This window comes from Xenorhabdus doucetiae (assembly GCF_000968195.1).
Classification (GTDB): domain Bacteria; phylum Pseudomonadota; class Gammaproteobacteria; order Enterobacterales; family Enterobacteriaceae; genus Xenorhabdus; species Xenorhabdus doucetiae.
On the sequence record NZ_FO704550.1, the window covers coordinates 3,162,922 to 3,181,363 of the forward strand.

Consider the following 18,442-nt stretch of genomic DNA (forward strand, 5'->3'; position numbering starts at 1 on the left):
TTAATACTTTTGAGCATGTAGTAAAAACATCAATGGTATAGATGACATTTTATTATCAAAACACCACCATCCCTCTTCATTTTTGGATAATTGAGAAAAAGCTTTATAAAAACTCTTATCAAACTCTTTAAACACAGTTAAATGAAGATTTTCATTAATCAAACTTGTTATTATTTCAGAAATACTGTGGAACCATATATATTGTTCCTGATTTGTGACCACGCTATCTCTATTCGCGTAAGAATATTTATAGTTTGCTTTTATAGGCTCTCCTGAACTCGTATTAATAAAAATATCTTTACTATTATAAGGAGTGTTATCCTGATTAGGATTACTAAACATACGAGCAAAGGGATGTTCGTCAACAATAATAAAATCACCACCTAACTTGAGATGTGAGGATATTGTTTTCGCCCACAAGCTTAAATCCTGGAGCCAAACAATAACTCCATAAGAAGTGTAAATGAGATCAAACTCCCCTAGATTTAAATAAGATAAGTCATAGACGTTAGCACAATAAAAGTCCGTTTTAAGGCCAAATTTATCTTTGATTTTTTTGGCATAATTAATAGATAGAGAAGAATAATCGATAGCTGTCACTTCTGCTCCTAAAATTTCAAGAGCGAAACTATCTAATCCAATATGACATTGTAGATGAAGGACTTTTTTCCTTCCAAATTTCCCAGCTCTGATAACTCTATATTTTTTAGTTTATATTTCAATGGATCATAATTATCAACATCATAATCGGAATAACTAAAATGAATATGAGATAGTTCATCCCAGAATTTAATATTCTTACTATCATAAAAAGATTTCAATGCCTAACTCCATTATAGTCAAACAAAACGATTATATGAAAATTTATAAGTAACCCTATCAAACCAGATTAATCATCACCAGAAAAACAGATATATTTATTCAAGTCCATTTACATTCTGTATATCTATTTAATACAAATAAATTTAATGGAATTTTAAATTCAAAATACATACACCTTTTTAAACATGAAGATACGAAATATTAATTTAATAATAATTTCATTAATAAAAAAAGCAGCATTAGAAATAGTTTCTAACGCTGCTGCTTTCGTTAAGTTTCGCTAATTGACTTATGATTAACGATAATCTTCAATCGGTGCACAAGAACAATGCAAATTGCGGTCACCGTAAACATCATCAAGGCGTTTAACCGCCGGCCAGTATTTATTGGCTTTGGTTTCCGCCGTCGGGAAAACGGCAATTTCACGGCTGTATGCGTGGTTCCAGTCAGAAATTAATTCAGCCTGAACGTGTGGCGCATTAACCAGTGGGTTATCTTCCAAAGGCCATTCTCCGCTGGCGACTTGGCGGATCTCTTCCCGAATCGCCAGCATGGCGTCAATAAAGCGATCGATTTCAATTTTGCTTTCTGATTCCGTTGGCTCAACCATCAAGGTACCCGCAACCGGGAAAGACATGGTTGGTGCGTGGAAACCGTAGTCAATCAGACGCTTGGCGATATCCATCTCACTGATGCCGAACTCGTCTTTCAATGGGCGAATATCCAGAATACATTCGTGGGCCACATATCCATCACGCCCGGTATAGAGGATCTCATACGCCCCTTTCAGGCGGGCGGCAATGTAGTTTGCGTTCAGGATCGCCACCTGACTGGCTTGTTTCAGCCCTTTTGCTCCCATCATGCGGATATACATCCAGCTAATCGGCAAAATGGAGGCACTGCCGAATGGCGCGGCGGATACGGCACCTAATGTCGTGACGCCATCCATTTCAACTACGGAATGGCCGGGCACAAAGGGGGCAAGGTGTTTTTTCACGCCAATCGGCCCCATGCCGGGGCCACCGCCGCCATGTGGAATACAGAAGGTTTTGTGCAGGTTCAGGTGCGAGACATCGGCACCAATAAAGCCCGGCGTGGTAATCCCCACTTGAGCGTTCATGTTAGCGCCATCAAGGTAAACCTGACCACCATGTTGGTGAATCACTTCACAAATTTCACGGATGGTTTCTTCATACACACCGTGAGTGGAGGGGTAAGTCACCATGATGCAAGCCAGATCGTCACGGTGTTTTTCCGCTTTTTCACGCAAATCGGCCAGATCGATGTTGCCTTCTTTGTCGCAACTGACGACAACGACGGTCATCCCCGCCATATGCGCAGAAGCCGGATTGGTGCCGTGGGCAGAACTTGGGATCAGGCAAACATGGCGATGTTGCTCGCCGCGGCTGGCATAGTAGCGACGAATAGCCAACAGCCCCGCATATTCTCCTTGTGCGCCGGAGTTCGGCTGCATACACACTGCATCATAGCCTGTCAACAGCACCAGCCAATGGGAAAACTGGCCGATCAGTTGGTGATAACCCTGCGCTTGTTCCGGCGGGCAGAAAGGGTGCATATCGGTAAATTCAGGCCAGGTAATCGGCATGATTTCCGCCGCTGCGTTTAGTTTCATGGTGCATGAGCCCAGCGGGATCATAGCTTGGTTTAATGCCAGATCTTTACGCTCCAGACTGTGCATATAGCGCATCATGTCGGTTTCGCTGTGGTAACGGCGGAAATTTTCATGGGTCAAAATATCGTCATTACGCAGCATAGCGGCTGGAATAGACTGGCTGCCGGCCGCGGCTTCACGATCCAGCGTATCAATATCCAGTATTGCATCAGAACCCGTGATCACCTGGAACAGCGTGATCACATCATCCCGGCTGGTCTTTTCGCTCAAGGAGACGCCAACCGCACCAAGAATATCGGTACGCAGGTTAATTTGCGCTTTCGCCGCCCTTGCCAGTACCTGCGCTTTATCTGGCACTTCAACGGCCAGCGTATCAAACCAAGTTTTATGACGCAGCGTGATACCCGCTTGTTGCAAGCCGGCGGCCAGAATATCGGTCAGCCGGTGGATACGGTTGGCAATGCGCTGCAAGCCTTTTGAGCCATGATAAACGGCGTACATACCTGCGATATTCGCCAGCAAGACTTGGGAAGTACAGATATTGGAGTTCGCTTTTTCACGGCGAATATGTTGCTCACGGGTTTGCATCGCCATGCGCAATGCCCTGTTACCCGCTGCATCACGGGAAACGCCGATAATACGTCCCGGCATGGAACGTTTGAATTCATCGCGGCACGCAAAGAAAGCCGCATGAGGGCCACCATATCCCATCGGCACACCGAAACGCTGGGCGGAACCGAATACAATGTCAGCACCTTGTTGACCCGGCGCGGTCAGGATGACCAGAGCCATGAAATCCGCGGCAACACTGACAATGATCTTACGCGCTTTCAGTGTTGCAATCAGATCGCGGTAGTCGTGAACTTCCCCTGTGGTGCCGACTTGTTGCAGCAGGACACCAAAGATACCTTCCAGTTCCAGTACTTTTTCTGCTTTATCAACAATGACGTCAAATCCAAAGGTTTCGGCGCGGGTACGCACCACATCCAAGGTCTGTGGATGAATATCATCGGCCACAAAGAAACGTTCAGCCCCTTTCAGTTTGCTAATCCGTTTTGCCATTGCCATCGCTTCTGCGGCGGCTGTTGCTTCATCCAGCAGGGAAGCAGAAGCCAGTTCTAATCCCGTCAGGTCAATGGTGACTTGCTGGAAGTTCAGTAACGCCTCTAACCGGCCTTGGGAAACTTCCGGTTGATAAGGGGTATATGCCGTATACCAGCCGGGATTTTCCAGCAAATTACGCAAAATAACGGGGGGAAGGATTGCAGGTGAATACCCCATCCCAATATACGATTGATAGCGCTGGTTCTGGCTCGCCATTGCTTTCAATTCGGCCAATGCCTGTTGTTCCGTTGCGCCTTCACCGACCGCCGGAGGTTCTGGTAATGCGATATCACGGGGAACGATGTTATTGGTCAGCTCATCAAGAGAATGTGTACCGACTATCGCCAGCATCTCGGTTTGCTGTTCAGCAGAAGAACCAATGTGACGACGAATGAATTCACCTTGATTTTCAAGTTGGATGAGTGTCTGAGTCATTGATGATAATTTCCTGAAACTCGCTAGCCTTTTATGCAAAAAAATGCCCCATTCACACAGTGATATGGGGCGATTCAAAAGTCATTACTCGTCTTCTTCCAAGAGTGACTGGTAGCTTTCGGCATCAAGCAAATGCGCCAATTCACTCTCATCAGTGGCTTTAATGCGGAACAGCCAACCTTCGTTATAGGGTTCACTGTTCACTAATTCGGGAGAACTTTCCAGCTCAGGGTTAACCGCGATAATGTGACCGCTCAATGGCGCATAAATATCAGAAGCGGCTTTTACTGACTCGACAACGGCACAATCATCACCACTATTGACTTCGGTATCTATTTCAGGCAAATCAACAAAAACCATATCGCCCAATAAATTCTGGGCATGTTCAGTAATCCCGACGGTGTATTCACCATTGCCTTCCGCGCGAACCCACTCATGGGATTCTGTGTATTTTAATTCTGTTGGTACATGACTCATCGTTGCCTTCTCCTTTTTTATTTATCTACAAGTGGTTTGCCCATCCGTACAAAGCCCGGCTTAACAACCTGAACGGGCATTTCGCGATTACGGATCTGGACAACCGCTTGTTCACCAATGCCTTGCGGAACACGCGCAAGGGCTATGCTAAATCCTAACGTCGGGGAGAATGTTCCACTGGTAATCACGCCAGAACGCATTTCACCGGCGCCATCAGTAAAACTGACCGTTAAACCACCGCGCAATACGCCTTTTTCACGCATCACCAAGCCGACCAATTGTTCAGTCCCGGTTTTACGTTGTCTCTCCAGCGCCTCACGGCCGATAAACTGCCGATCTTCCGGTTTCCAGGCTATGGTCCATCCCATGTTGGCAGCCAGTGGTGAAACGGTTTCATCCATTTCTTGCCCATACAGGTTCATGCCCGCCTCAAGGCGCAAGGTGTCACGCGCCCCTAATCCGGCAGGTTTCACGCCGACGGCCAGCAACTGCTGCCAGAAATCTGCCGCTTGTTCTTTGGGCAAGGCAATTTCGTAACCGGCTTCACCGGTATAACCGGTCGTGGCAATAAATAAATTTCCCGACTGAACGCCAAAAAAGGGTTTCATGCCCATTACCGCTTGCTTTTGCTCATCACTTAGCAGGGACTGGACTTTGGCTTGCGCATTTGGCCCCTGAACAGCAACCAGCGCCAAATCATCGCGCACGGTGATCTCAACGTCATATTGCTCAGCATGTTGGTTAATCCATGCCAAGTCTTTCTCACGGGTCGCCGAGTTAACCACCATGCGATAAAAGTGATCAGTGAAGAAATAGACAATCAGGTCATCAATGACGCCACCAGAAGCCGTTAACATGCCGGTATACAGGGCCTTGCCTTGTTCGGTGAGTTTGGCTATGTCATTGGCCAGAAGGTAACGGAGAAAATCACGGCAACCTGGACCGTGCAGATCCACAATGGTCATGTGGGAAACGTCGAACATACCGGCATCAGTACGCACGGTATGATGCTCGTCGATTTGTGAACCATAATGCAGCGGCATCATCCAGCCATGAAAATCGACCATGCGTGCCCCGCATGCCAGATGTTGATCATATAGTGGGGTGTGTTTTGACATTATTTCCCTCTTTGACGTTCTTGACATGAAAACATTCGTGACCTGAAAAAATACGGCGCATTAACCGGCAGGTGTTGGATCATGAAGCAAAGAAGCGGTTAATCACGCAAACGATACCTTGGGTATCAGACGTTATCACTGAAACAGGAAATGAACCATAAAATAAATTAGCGACATGGCCGTGATAACCCGAAAAAGTGCTCGCCGACATGCAGAATTTTTGTCTGATTTATGACATCCAGACGCTAATTATTTTTAATAAATGGCAAAAAACACTCTTTTTTGATTAAAAAAAGACGAAAGTGTGAAGTGAATCGTCTTAACACACTTTCGTCTGATATGAGAAAAACTAATTCTAAATAACAGGCCGAATTAGATTTTTTCAAGCGAAGGGGGTTGAGAACTCAGCCAATCAGGGAGGTCATTCAATCCCATGGCATGGCGAAGCAATTGCGGTTTCATGCCCGGTAAGTGATCAGCCAAGGTTAATCCAATCCCCCGCAATACTTTTTTAGCCGGGTTATTGCCATCAAATAGCTGACGGAAACCCTGCACTCCTGCGAGCATGAGCGCAGCACTGTGTTTGCGGCGACGTTCATAACGCCCCAAATAGAGGTACTGACCGATGTCTTTGCCTTGCTGATTTAAGCGATTCAATTCACCTATCAGCTCGGCTACATCCATAAATCCGAGATTAACCCCCTGCCCCGCCAGCGGGTGGATCGTGTGTGCCGCATCGCCCAATAGTGCCAATCGATGAGCAGCAAAATTGCGGGCATAACGTCCTGTCAGTGGAAGGGTTTGCCGATCACTGATGAGTTCACATTGACCAAGGCGCATATTGAATGTTGCGCTTAATTGTCGGTTAAACAGCGCCGGCGTCATAGCCTTGCGCTGTTGCGCAGATTCAGTCGGTAGTGACCAAACAATTGAACATAAGTGAGCATCCGGCAGTGGCAGGAAAGCCAGTATGCCATCACCGTGGAAAACCTGACGCGCAACGCCTTCATGAGACTCCTCAGTACGAATGGTGGCGACCAGCGCATGGTGTTCATAATCCCAAAAAGTCAACGGAATATCGGCGTGTTGACGCAACCAAGAGTGAGCACCGTCTGCACCCACGACAAGACGAGACGTGAGCATGGTTCCATCAGATAACGTGATGAAGGCTTCGTTTTCTCCCCAAGCCACATTCTTAAGGGAAGATGGAGTGAATATCGTCACATCCGGCAGATTTTCCGCACGTTGCCAGAGCGCTTGGCGGATCACTGAGTTTTCGATGATATGACCCAGATGTGTCAAACCATTTTCCGCTGCACTGAACTGAATACGCCCGAAACTATCCTGATCCCACACTTCCATGCCCTGATAAGCGCTGGCTCTCATCGCGAGAATATCCTGCCAGACACCGAGATGGGTGAGTAATCGTTCACTGGCAGCATTGATGGCCGAAACCCGCAACGCATATTCAGCATTAGCATCAAATGGCTGGGTTGGTGGATGCTCTTCTACAATCGCGATGCGTAGACCGCTACCTTGCAAACCACAGGCCAGCGCAAGGCCAACCATTCCGCCCCCTGCGATCACCACATCAAATGATTGCATTTTTTCTTTCCTCTTAATCTGCCAACGGTGACGGTGCAACCCAACCTAATGTCTGACGGGCAAATTGATCCCGCAGCGGGGATAATTTTTCCATTGCCATCAAGCCCAAATTACGCCCCATTTTTAACGGTAAGTAGTCATTGGCGAATAACCTGACCAATCCATCCGTGATCCCGATGGTGGTTTCACGATCGGCCTGACGCTGTTGCTGGTATTGTGCCAGCACGTGATAGGCACCAATGTCCCGCCCTGAAACCGCCGCGGCTGAAATGACTTGCGCCAGCGCCATAACATCACGCATTCCTAAGTTAAAGCCCTGCCCGGCAATCGGATGCAAGGTTTGGGAAGCATTACCGACCAACGCCAGACGGTGGCTAATTTGCCTGCCGGCTGTCGATAACGCTAAGGGATAACTGTGCCGTTGACCGCTTTCCCGCATTTTCCCCAAACGCCAGCCAAAGGCTTTTTGCAGGTGTTGCAGGAATTCATGCTGGCTCCAGTGATTGATTTCTGACTGTTTTTCCAGTGACTGACACCACACCAGCGAACTGCGCCCTTCCGACATGGGCAATAGCGCCAATGGGCCATGTTCGGTGAAACGCTCGAATGCCCTGCCTTGCGGATGTTCGGAAGTCAGGACGTTGGCAATAATGGCGGTCTGCCCATAAGCGTGCTGCTGGAAGGGGATGTTGCACGTTTGGGCTATCGCCGAATGGCTGCCATCCGCCGCGACTAACAACTTCCCGGTCAGTTTTTCGCCATTATCCAGCAAAACTTCCACCGAGTTTTCCAAACGTTCAACGGAACTCACTCTGGCCGGGCAGTAAAGCGTAATATTGGGAGACTGTTTTAATAAATCAAAAAGATGGATACCGGCATCGTGCAATTCAATCACATTACCCAATGCCGGAATAGCATAATCATCAGCGCGGATGTTGACGAAACCGCTGCTACCACGATCGCTGACATGGACGTGAGTGATTGGGGTCACCCAATGTTGCAGTGCAGGCCAGATACCGAGCTGATTCAGGCGCTGGCATGTGCCATAAGCCAAGGCAATCGCCCTTGCATCAAAACCTGGGTGTTCCTTGGTCGGTTCTGCCGCTTCAATCAAGGAGACTTGCAAGTGCCCCCGACTCAGCGCAGCAATGGCCAGCGCCAATGTCGCGCCTGTCATTCCTCCGCCCACAATAATCACGTTCATTATCACTTCCTGATTACTTTTATCTTAACCCTGTATCCTTAACCCTGTTTTGCCTGTGCCATCAAAGCTTCTATCTCATCCGGATCTTTGACGACAGACTCCGTCAGGTTTTCGTTTCCGGTTTCCGTTATCACAATGTCATCTTCAATACGGATACCGATACCACGGTATTCCGGCGGGACATCAGCATCTGGGGCAATGTAAAGCCCCGGCTCGACCGTCAACACCATGCCGGGTGCCAGAATCCGATCGCGATCGACGCCGTAATAGCCGACATCATGGACATCCAGCCCCAACCAGTGACTCAAACCATGCATGAAAAATTGACGATAAGCATTGGTTTCGATCAATTGTTCGACTTCACCATGCATAATTCCCAATTTTACCAACCCCTTCACCATAACACGCACAACTTGCCCCGTGACCTCGCTGATGCTGGTGCCGGGTCGGTACAATTCAAGGGAAAGGTTGATGGCTTCCAGAACAATGTCATAGATTTCACGTTGAGGGCGTGTAAACTTGCCATTGACCGGAAACGTCCGCGTAATGTCGCCGGCATAGCCCGCATATTCACATCCCGCATCGATCAACACCAGATCGCCCTCTTTCATACAGCGATCATTTTCAGTGTAATGCAGGATACAGGCGTTTTCTCCCGCCCCAACAATGGTGTTATAAGCCGGGTAACGTGCCCCCTGACGGGTGAATTCATGGTGAACTTCGGCTTCAAGCTGATATTCAAACATACCCGGATGACAAGCCTGCATGGCTCTGGTATGTGCTTGGGCGCTAATTTCCCCGGCTTTGCGGATGATGTCTAATTCAGCTTCTGATTTAAACAGACGCATTTCATGCAGCCACGGACGCCAATCGGCCATGACCGTTGGCGCACGGAAGTTACGGCGGCTATTTTTACGCAATTTATCCAAGGCACGAAATACAATGTTATCAGCGTATTCAAATTCTCCTTGAGCGTGATAAACCACTTCCAAGCCATTCAATAACAAATGGAGTTGTTCATCGAGATCATCAAATGGCAGGGCACGATCCACCCCCAATGTTTCCAGTGCAGCTTCTTGCCCAAGACGGCGACCAAACCAAATTTCCGCACTCAAATCGCGAACACGATTAAACAACACGCTGTGATTGTGGGTTTCATCGCTTTTGATCAGTATCAGAACCGCTTCCGGCTCACTGAACCCGGTCAGATACAGAAAGTCACTGTGCTGGCGGTAGGGATACTCACTATCTGAATTACGTGTCGCAGGCAAAGCTGAAAAAATAATGGCCGCACTGGCCGGAGCCATGTTTGACAATAGTGCCTGACGACGGGATAAATATTCTTGTTTAGTCATACCCTCTCCTGCAATTCCATTATTATTAGTTGAGTGAATGTCGGGTGAATATCGCTAATCAGTGCAATGTGGGTTTGTCATTTTTTGCACTGGCTGCGGTTTTCGGTGTCGCTAATGCGATATAGCAGAGTTGAACCGCAACACGGACATATTCCAGTACTTCTTCAAGGGCTTGAGAGAGTTCTTCTTGATCTTCGCTTTCCTCATAGCCCAACATGCCGATATTACGTAAGTCGGTAATAATTTCCTGAATTTCTGGCTTTTCTATCAATTTGGGATTGGCTACGCCCAACCCAAGCAGAAAGTGGTTCACCCATCCCGCCAACGCGTCTGCGCATGCAAAAACCCCGGCCTCTTCATCAGGGAGCAACAGATTAAACGCGAAGTTATTGTCATCCAGCAATTCAAACGTCGTTTCGTACAATTCCCTAAGCGGCAGAGCCAAAACCTGAGAAAATGCCAGACCATCATTAGCAAGATCATGCACCAACGCCTGCCAGCTACTGTCATGATGACCGCCATGATTTCCACTACCATGTTTTCCACTACATAGTAATCCACTGATTAAGCCATGCATTTCTGCGGCTGTCAGCGCAACGGACTGTTGATGCAAAATTTCATCAAATGATTGATAATTAGGTAATGAGTTTTGTATAGACATGTATATTGATCATCGTTGGCGATATAAGTTCATGCTATGCTACCATCAAGGGGAGTCGCTATACCAGACAGCACACACCGATATATCCCCAATAGATTTCGAGTTGCAACGTGATGGCAAGGGCACCATCCCCAGGGACATAGATTACTTTGTATCTATAACTCATTGACTGGGGTAAGTGGACATGACCTAAAAACGGCAAGTTGAAAAATGAAGGGAAGGAAAAGGAAAGCTTTTGGTATTGTACGGTAATGATTGGTGTCGGCCTTGTTTTATACCATAATTTACTTTATGCCCAATCGATTTCAAATTGCAACAGGACTAACCAAGCCGCAATTTGCAAGATAAGGGATATATGTCAACATCAAGGTATCAGCACAGTAATAAATCAGGAAGGTGTCATGTCTGCACAACCAGTAGATATTCAGATTTTTGGGCGGTCATTACGTGTCAATTGTCCACCAGAGCAGATTGAAGCATTGCAAGCTGCGGCGGAGGAACTTGATCAGCGTTTGAATAACCTCAAAGAACGCACCAGAGTCACTAACACCGAGCAACTGGTTTTTATTGTGGCACTGAATGTCTGTCACGAGTTGGCACAGGAGAAGATGAAAACCCGTGATTATGCTTACAATATGGAACAAAAAATAAAAATGCTCCAGCAGAGCATCGAAAAGGCACTGTTAGAGCAAGGTAAGATTACCTGATACGCCTTACCCGTCCAATTTTGTTGATAAATCAGGCAGTAGTCACTATAGATTAATATAAGCAGTTGCTTTCTTCATTTAGTTCCATACAATAGGCTTCATAGCATTGCTTAGAGCCTATTTAGGTAGTTTAAGCAGCAAAAAATTTTCTCTGAGGTGTTCGTCAGCAGGTCAGTCCCCTGAGCCGATATTTCATATCTATAGAATGTGGTGCTCCGTTTCTTGTGAGCAGGCTTGGCTAGACCAAGAAGCCTAATAGCAACGACTCTGCGTTCACCTTGAACCAAGGGTTCAAGGGTTACCACCTGCAACGGCATCTTGGAGAACCTCCCTTTTTATCTGTTTTGTATCCTTTTCTGCATTCATTAACAGGCAGGTATCATGCAATCAGATTGTTTCCTTTCTCTCCGCCAATCCATTAGAAAAAAAAACCGCCAACGGCGTCAAAGCCTGTCCCGCGAACAACAACAGCAATTTGCCCGGCAAGCCGTTAGACAGGTCATGGCTCACCCTAAAATCCAGCAAGCTGATAACATTGCTCTCTATCTCTCTTTTGATGGGGAACTAGACACACGTCCGCTCATTCAACAGCTTTGGCAGCAAAATAAACAAGTCTACTTGCCAATATTGCACCCTTTCAGCCGGAATCACCTGCTGTTTCTCCGTTATTGCCCCGACACGCCCCTTGTTCGTAACTGCTTTAATATCGAAGAGCCTCAGTTGGATGTCCGGCAGGTTTTACCGATCTCTGAACTTGATATCATGTTTATTCCACTGGTCGCTTTCGATGGTACAGGCCAGCGTTTGGGGATGGGAGGCGGTTTCTACGACAGAACGCTCGCAAAGTGGCAACAACAGCATTTTTACCCGATTGGATTGGCACACAATTTTCAGTTAGTTGAAAAATTACCCAGCGCGAGTTGGGATATCCCCCTGCCGGAGATCATTACACCAGAAAAAGTCTGGCGATGGATATGAACCGCTGAAGGATTAACCGGGGCCATTTGTCTTTAATCGCCCCGGTTGGTTAAATCTTAGTAAAGCAGGCGAGAACGGATCGTGCCCGGCAGGGCTTTCAGTTTCTGCAAGACCAATTCAGCCTGAGCTGAATTTTGCGTCGTGATATCTATCACCACATAACCAATATCGCTGTCAGTCCGCAAATATTGCGCATCAATATTGATCGCTTGCTCCGTGAACACCTGGTTAATGCTGGTCAAGATACCCGGTCGATTTTCATGGATATGCAGTAATCGGTTCGTATCTTTGGCATGAATAGGGAGTGAAACTTCCGGAAAATTAACCGCTGATAATGTCGAGCCATTGTCAGAATATTTGACCAGTTTACCTGCAACTTCATAACCGATATTTTGTTGGGCTTCTTGCGTCGACCCGCCAATATGGGGAGTCAACAGTACATTATCAAACTTACTTAATGGAGAGATGAAAGGATCATTGTTGGTTGCGGGTTCATGAGGAAAAACGTCAATCGCTGCGCCAGAAAGATGCCCGGTTTCCAGTGCTTCGCTAAGTGCAGGAAGATCGACGACCGTACCCCGTGATGCGTTGATCAAAATGGAACCCGGCTTCATCAACTCTAATTCTGCCGCCCCAATCATATCCTTGGTTGAAGCCGTTTCAGGAACATGCAAGCTTACAACATCACTCATATTCAATAATTCAGATAAATGATGAACTTGCTGTGCGTTACCCAATGGCAATTTATTTTCAATATCATAGAAATAGACATTCAGGCCAATATTTTCAGCCAAGATGCCAAGCTGTGTACCAATATGCCCGTAACCGATAATGCCTAATTTTTTCCCACGCGCCTCATAGCAGCCTTTTGCCTGCTTATCCCATATCCCATTGTGTGCTTTTGCATTCGCTTCAGGAACACGACGCAACAGCAACAACAGCTCACCCAATACCATTTCAGCGACTGAACGGGTATTGGAAAAAGGCGCATTAAATACCGGGATACCACGCTTTGCAGCGGCTTTCAGGTCAACTTGGTTCGTACCAATGCAGAAACACCCGACGGCAACCAGCTTTTCCGCTGCGGCAAAAATTTCTTCGGTCAATTGGGTACGGGAACGAACGCCGACAAATCGGGCATCACGAATCGCTTCTTTCAACGCTTCAGGCTCTAATGCCCCTTTGTGATACTCAATATTGCTGTACCCTGCTGCTTTTAAGCTGTCTACTGTGCTTTGATGAACCCCCTCCAGTAGCAGAAATTTAATTTTGTCCTTTTCTAACGATACCTTAACCATTTGCCCGCCCTACTCGTTGTTAACTTTCATAACGCATATCGATTGCACCAAAATAACAAAAAAAACGGTAACAGCAATACAATCGTTTGCTTATATTACAGAATAAGCAACAGTAAATAAGTTGTTATGCAAAGTAAAATAATTCGTTATGGGATATCGAAAGGATATTGAGGTTTTTTTGGGAGAAAATGTGATATATCTCACCAAATTTTCTGTTTTGAATAAATACAAAAATATTTTGAGGGCAGACTATTCTGCCCTCAATAAGTGATTATTCGGTGAGCGTCTTAACGCCATCCGCCGTACCGACCAGTACCACGTTCGCGCCGCGATTGGCAAAAAGACCTACAGTGACCACGCCAGTAATGCCATTGATTTTATTTTCCAGCCCAACGGCATCAACAATAGAGAGATTGTGAACATCCAGAATATGATTGCCATTATCGGTCACGACGTTTTCACGATAAACCGGTGTCCCCCCCAATTTCACCAGCTCACGTGCCACATAAGCGCGTGCCATTGGGATAACTTCAACCGGCAGGGGGAATTTGCCTAACACATCGACTTGCTTGGACGCATCAATAATGCAGATAAATGTCTTCGCAACCGCCGCAATGATTTTTTCCCGGGTCAATGCTGCGCCGCCACCTTTGATCATCTGCATTTGACCATTAATTTCATCAGCACCATCAACATAAATATCTAGGGTGTCAACTTCATTGCAATCAAACACAGGAATGCCGAGACTTTTCAGTTTCTCAGTCGATGCTTCTGAACTCGATACCGCACCTTCAATTTTGTCTTTGATAGTGCCTAACGCATCAATAAAATGCGCTGCGGTAGAACCTGTACCCACACCGACAATAGTGCCTGGTTTAACGTATTCCAATGCTGCCCAACCTACTGCTTTTTTCAGTTCGTCCTGAGTCATATCGATCACAGCCTATAATCAGTTACAAGGAAAAATCTGACGGCTAGTATAAACAATATTGGCTCATCCCATGAAAAAATATGGCATAGTTCTAGTGGCATAATGCTAGTTAGGCCACATAATGGTTTTAATATTGAGCCATAACCCCAGAAGAGCAAACGCGGAGAATCTTATTTTTAATGAAACGTCCTGATTACCGATCACTGCAAGCGTTAGATGCCGTGATCAAAGAACGTGGCTTCGAGCGAGCAGCGCAAAAACTTTGTATCACCCAATCAGCGGTATCACAGAGGATCAAGCAGTTGGAAAATATGTTTGGTCAACCGCTATTGGTACGCACTGTGCCTCCCCACCCCACCGAACAAGGGCAAAAGCTGCTTGCGCTGTTGCATCAGGTTGAACTGCTGGAAGCGCAATGGCTTGGTGATGAAAATGGTGATCAGATCCCGTTACTGCTTTCCCTTGCGGTCAATGCAGACAGTCTGGCGACGTGGCTTTTACCGGCTCTCCATCCGGTTTTGTCCGATTTGCCTATTCGGCTCAATATTCAAGTGGAAGATGAAACCCGAACCCAAGAGCGTTTGCGGCGTGGCGAAGTGGTCGGCGCGGTGAGTATTCAGCCACAACCGCTGCCAAGCTGTTTGGTTGATAAATTAGGTGCTCTGGATTATCTGTTTGTTGCCTCTCCCGCGTTTGCAAACCGTTTTTTCCCGAATGGCGTTACACGTTCAGCCTTGCTGAAAGCACCGGCTGTGGCATTCGACCATTTAGATGATATGCATCAGGCATTCTTGCAACAGAATTTTGATTTATCGCCGGGAAGTGTGCCCTGCCATATCGTGAATTCTTCCGAAGCATTTGTCCAACTGGCAAAACAAGGTTCAACTTGCTGTATGATCCCACACTTGCAAATCGACAAGGAATTGAAAGCCGGTGAGCTAGTCGATCTCACGCCGGGATTATACCAACGCCGTATGCTGTATTGGCATCGTTTTGCCCCTGAAAGCGGAGCGATGAGAAAAGTCACTGACGCCCTGCTAAAACTAGGGCGCCAGATGTTACGTCAGGAAGATAAAATCAATTAACGCTGTAATTCAAAAACGGCATCAACGTGATCAGAAAACTCAATATTCTGTGGTGCATAAGTTTCACTGGCTGAGTCAGCAGCGGGTGATGACAACAGGGCTGTCTGGTATTTCAGACGGCTCATGGGTTCAGGCACAGCATCAGGCGCACGATAGTTAATGCTATATACCGGGCCTAACTTACCGTTGAATCCCTTGGCCAATACCGTCGCTTGTTGGATAGCATTCTCGATAGCTTTTTGTCTGGCTTCATCACGATAGCGTTGCGGATTATTAACACTAAACTGAACCGAGTTAATCTCATTCAATCCGGCTTTCAGGGCACCATCCAGTAACGTGTTCAGTTGTTCCAGCTTGTGAACTTTCACTTCAACTGAACGTGACGCCCGATAACCGGTAATACTGGATTTCCCCGTCTTTTGTTCATATTGATATTCTGGTTGAGTGCGTAAGTTGGCGGCATCAATATCTTTCTTGTCGATGCCACTGTTTTTCAGAAAATCAAAATATTTCGCCACACGTTGATCGACGTTTTTCTTTGCTTCTGCCGCACTCTTTTGAGTTTCGCTCACATGGATTATCAATGTCGCCATATCCGGCGTTGCTTTAACTACCGCGTTGCCAGAAGTGGAAATATGTGGGATAGAGAGCAAGTCAGCAGCGGAAGCCGTCATGCAGGAGACGCTTCCCAGAGCCATTATCGCGGCCAATACCAGTGATTTGCGTTTCACAAAACCTCCTTAAATACAGCAAGATTAGGTTAGTAAGGTGCTTTCAGAAACATTAGCACAATCTATAGACGATCTATAGAAAAGTATTGCCATCAATAAAAAATCTGTATCCCTTTCCTGATGAGGCTCCAGGCGATATACCACATCACACAGGCAACAAAAATATTGATGATGCGTTGCGCTCTGGGCTGATTCAGTACAGGCGCAAACCATGCAGACAACAATGACAAGGCAAAAAACCAACTGATCGATGCCATTACCGCCCCAGTGGTAAACCATGGCCTAAGCTCGGCAGACAATTGTCCTCCTATGCTTCCCAATACGACAAAGGTATCCAAATACACATGGGGATTCAGCCATGTCACAGCGAACAGTGTGACTACCACTCGCCAACGGCTTTGGACCGTTTTTTCTGTACAGGAAAGTTCAACGTCTGCCGATAATGCCGTGCGCAAAGCGCCCCACCCATACCACAGTAAAAATGCAGCGCCTCCCCATGTCACGGCGTGCAATAACAGTGTCGATTGTCCCAGCAAGGCACTTCCACCGAATATTCCCGCCATGATGAAAAGCGCATCGCTGATAGAGCATAATGTTGCACTCATTAAATGGAACTGTTTCCGGCTCCCTTGCTGCATGACAAAGACATTTTGCGGCCCAAGCGGCAAGATCATCGCCGCACTGAGAAAAAAACCCTGAATTAATGTTGAAAACATGCACAGATCCCTAATCATTATTCAATGAGTTACGATAACCAATGCATATTAAGCAAGATTGTGCATGAGTAAAAATGAATCATTCTAATACATCATTAGGAATGGTAATGGAGGTTTTATTCAAATTTGGGGTGAGAATTTGGTGTGAGAAATCGTTATTCTCACACCGGATATTTTAATTATTCGTCAGCCTTCTTCTGTAAGGCCGTATTTTGCTGATGCAGATAAACATCCATTTGTGGGAATGGGATGCCGATATTGTGCTTATCCAACGTACGCTTAAAGTTTTCCATCAAATCCCAATAGACATTCCAGGCGTCACCATTGGTTGTCCATACCCGCACAATAAAATTCAATGAGGAAGGTGCCATTTCATGCAAGCGGATCGTGACGCCTTTTTCATGTTGAATGCGGTTATCTTGTTTAATCACATCACCCAACACCCTTTTTACTTCATCAATATCCGCGTCGTACGCAACGCCCACCATGATTTGGGTACGGCGGTTCGGTTCACGGCTGGTATTGATAATATTGTCTGCAATGATCTTACCGTTGGGGATCACAATGATGCGATCATCTGCGGTGCGCAATGTGGTTGAGAAAATCTGAACCTGCATGACAGTACCTTCCACCGCACCAATACTGACATATTCGCCGGTACGAAGTGGACGGAAAATCACCAATAAAACACCGGCAGCAAAATTAGACAGCGAGCCTTGCAATGCCAGACCAACCGCCAAACCTGCGGCACCGATGACGGCAATCACAGATGCAGTTTGGATGCCCAATTTCCCAAGCACGGCGATAATCGTAAACGCGATGATGGCGTAACGAATAATCGCGGATAAAAAATCAGAAATGGTCGTGTCAATGCCACGCAGTGACATCACACGCTTAACGGCTTTATTCACCAACTTAGCAATGAATAAGCCAACGATCAGGATCAAAATGGCAGATACCACGTTTACCGCATACTGAATCAGGAGATCCTGATTATGGGTAAACCAGCTTGCCGCTTTATCAATCTCATGTGACAGATCGATCTGTTCCATACAAAGTCCACCGTGATTTTTGGGTGATAGAACATAGATTATGGCAGAAAGCCTTTATTGATTGAAAGCTCATACTTATGTTTTGTTTTTTTGCAAAACAAACCCTTTGTAATGGGCCAGCATATCGATAAAATCGTCTGTCCCACAAAAAGCCAGACTCTCGTTATCGTAGTAACTCATGCCCTCTTCTATCACTTCTGTGTCAAACTCCAGTTGATTAGCCCTGATCATGATCTCACCTTCACTCATCAATAGCGTATATTCATGACCCGCCAACTGCCATTGACGTTCACTGCCTTTAATTTCTTGCAAGGCTGCGGTGATTTTATCCAATACACGCAAATCGCCTTTGACTTCTTCATTCAACCAATGACCGATAGCTTCATGATCCATTGAAAAGGATGATGTGACCTGACCGGTAAGATCCTGCATAAATTCATATTCCATCACGCACCTCCACTATTTTTTTATTATGACAAACTGATACAAGATACTGCGAAATCATCATAAAACAACAGGCACAAAAAAGG

At 46.4% G+C, this 18,442-nt stretch carries 17 protein-coding genes and 1 other RNA gene; 4 read left to right on the plus strand and 14 right to left on the minus strand.

Annotated elements, in window-relative coordinates:
* The 8 genes from XDD1_RS13735 to XDD1_RS13770 all read right to left on the minus strand — a co-directional run bounded on the left by XDD1_RS13735 (position 1) and on the right by XDD1_RS13770 (position 10,414).
* Positions 1 to 693, minus strand: coding sequence for a class I SAM-dependent methyltransferase (locus XDD1_RS13735; protein WP_084721045.1), 693 nt, complete (start codon positions 691 to 693; stop codon positions 1 to 3).
* Between the two features lie 424 nt (positions 694 to 1,117).
* Positions 1,118 to 3,994: an aminomethyl-transferring glycine dehydrogenase gene (gene gcvP / locus XDD1_RS13740; protein WP_045972012.1), complete on the minus strand. Its 2,877-nt coding sequence runs from the start codon at positions 3,992 to 3,994 to the stop codon at positions 1,118 to 1,120.
* Positions 3,995 to 4,078: 84 nt separating this feature from the next.
* On the minus strand, positions 4,079 to 4,471 hold the full coding sequence (gene gcvH / locus XDD1_RS13745) for a glycine cleavage system protein GcvH (protein WP_045972014.1): 393 nt from the start codon (positions 4,469 to 4,471) through the stop codon (positions 4,079 to 4,081).
* Between the two features lie 17 nt (positions 4,472 to 4,488).
* A complete protein-coding gene (gcvT, locus tag XDD1_RS13750; RefSeq protein WP_045972016.1) occupies positions 4,489 to 5,589 on the minus strand; it encodes a glycine cleavage system aminomethyltransferase GcvT in 1,101 nt (366 codons plus the stop codon).
* 372 nt (positions 5,590 to 5,961) lie between these two features.
* Positions 5,962 to 7,194, minus strand: coding sequence for an FAD-dependent 2-octaprenylphenol hydroxylase (ubiI, locus tag XDD1_RS13755; protein ID WP_045972018.1), 1,233 nt, complete (start codon positions 7,192 to 7,194; stop codon positions 5,962 to 5,964).
* A 13-nt stretch (positions 7,195 to 7,207) separates the two neighbouring features.
* The gene (gene ubiH, locus XDD1_RS13760; RefSeq protein WP_045972020.1) at positions 7,208 to 8,398 is read right to left on the minus strand and encodes a 2-octaprenyl-6-methoxyphenyl hydroxylase; all 1,191 of its coding nucleotides are present in this window, start codon (positions 8,396 to 8,398) and stop codon (positions 7,208 to 7,210) included.
* A gap of 38 nt (positions 8,399 to 8,436) precedes the next feature.
* A complete protein-coding gene (pepP, locus tag XDD1_RS13765) occupies positions 8,437 to 9,753 on the minus strand; it encodes a Xaa-Pro aminopeptidase (protein WP_045972022.1) in 1,317 nt (438 codons plus the stop codon).
* A gap of 58 nt (positions 9,754 to 9,811) precedes the next feature.
* Positions 9,812 to 10,414 carry a YecA/YgfB family protein gene (locus tag XDD1_RS13770; RefSeq protein ID WP_045972024.1) on the minus strand — a complete coding sequence of 201 codons (603 nt, stop codon included), beginning with the start codon at positions 10,412 to 10,414 and terminating at the stop codon, positions 9,812 to 9,814.
* Between the two features lie 401 nt (positions 10,415 to 10,815).
* Here XDD1_RS13770 and zapA point away from each other — a divergent pair, with 401 nt between their 5' ends.
* From zapA to XDD1_RS13780, 3 genes are all read left to right on the plus strand, one after another.
* A complete protein-coding gene (zapA, locus tag XDD1_RS13775; protein WP_045972026.1) occupies positions 10,816 to 11,121 on the plus strand; it encodes a cell division protein ZapA in 306 nt (101 codons plus the stop codon).
* A 145-nt stretch (positions 11,122 to 11,266) separates the two neighbouring features.
* A non-coding RNA gene (ssrS, locus tag XDD1_RS18660) (6S RNA) lies at positions 11,267 to 11,450 on the plus strand.
* Positions 11,451 to 11,502: 52 nt separating this feature from the next.
* A complete protein-coding gene (locus XDD1_RS13780) occupies positions 11,503 to 12,099 on the plus strand; it encodes a 5-formyltetrahydrofolate cyclo-ligase (RefSeq protein ID WP_045972028.1) in 597 nt (198 codons plus the stop codon).
* Between the two features lie 56 nt (positions 12,100 to 12,155).
* On the opposite strand, the gene serA is transcribed toward XDD1_RS13780, so the two are convergent.
* The gene (serA, locus tag XDD1_RS13785) at positions 12,156 to 13,397 is read right to left on the minus strand and encodes a phosphoglycerate dehydrogenase (RefSeq protein ID WP_045972030.1); all 1,242 of its coding nucleotides are present in this window, start codon (positions 13,395 to 13,397) and stop codon (positions 12,156 to 12,158) included.
* Positions 13,398 to 13,668: 271 nt separating this feature from the next.
* Positions 13,669 to 14,328 carry a ribose-5-phosphate isomerase RpiA gene (rpiA, locus tag XDD1_RS13790; RefSeq protein ID WP_045972032.1) on the minus strand — a complete coding sequence of 220 codons (660 nt, stop codon included), beginning with the start codon at positions 14,326 to 14,328 and terminating at the stop codon, positions 13,669 to 13,671.
* Between the two features lie 179 nt (positions 14,329 to 14,507).
* Between rpiA and XDD1_RS13795 the strand changes: the two genes are divergently transcribed.
* A complete protein-coding gene (locus tag XDD1_RS13795) occupies positions 14,508 to 15,413 on the plus strand; it encodes a LysR family transcriptional regulator ArgP (protein ID WP_045972034.1) in 906 nt (301 codons plus the stop codon).
* Here the strand turns inward: XDD1_RS13795 and XDD1_RS13800 are convergent.
* The 4 genes from XDD1_RS13800 to XDD1_RS13815 all read right to left on the minus strand — a co-directional run bounded on the left by XDD1_RS13800 (position 15,410) and on the right by XDD1_RS13815 (position 18,359).
* Entirely contained in the window at positions 15,410 to 16,144 is a 735-nt protein-coding gene (locus XDD1_RS13800; protein ID WP_045972036.1) for an oxidative stress defense protein, read from the minus strand. The genes XDD1_RS13795 and XDD1_RS13800 overlap by 4 nt on opposite strands.
* 92 nt (positions 16,145 to 16,236) lie before the next feature.
* Positions 16,237 to 16,860, minus strand: a complete 624-nt coding sequence (gene argO / locus XDD1_RS13805) for an arginine exporter ArgO (RefSeq protein ID WP_045972038.1) — start codon at positions 16,858 to 16,860, stop codon at positions 16,237 to 16,239.
* 179 nt (positions 16,861 to 17,039) lie between these two features.
* Entirely contained in the window at positions 17,040 to 17,912 is an 873-nt protein-coding gene (gene mscS, locus XDD1_RS13810) for a small-conductance mechanosensitive channel MscS (RefSeq protein WP_045972041.1), read from the minus strand.
* Positions 17,913 to 17,987: 75 nt separating this feature from the next.
* The gene (locus tag XDD1_RS13815; RefSeq protein WP_045972043.1) at positions 17,988 to 18,359 is read right to left on the minus strand and encodes a YacL family protein; all 372 of its coding nucleotides are present in this window, start codon (positions 18,357 to 18,359) and stop codon (positions 17,988 to 17,990) included.
* Between the last annotated feature and the right edge of the window lie 83 nt (positions 18,360 to 18,442).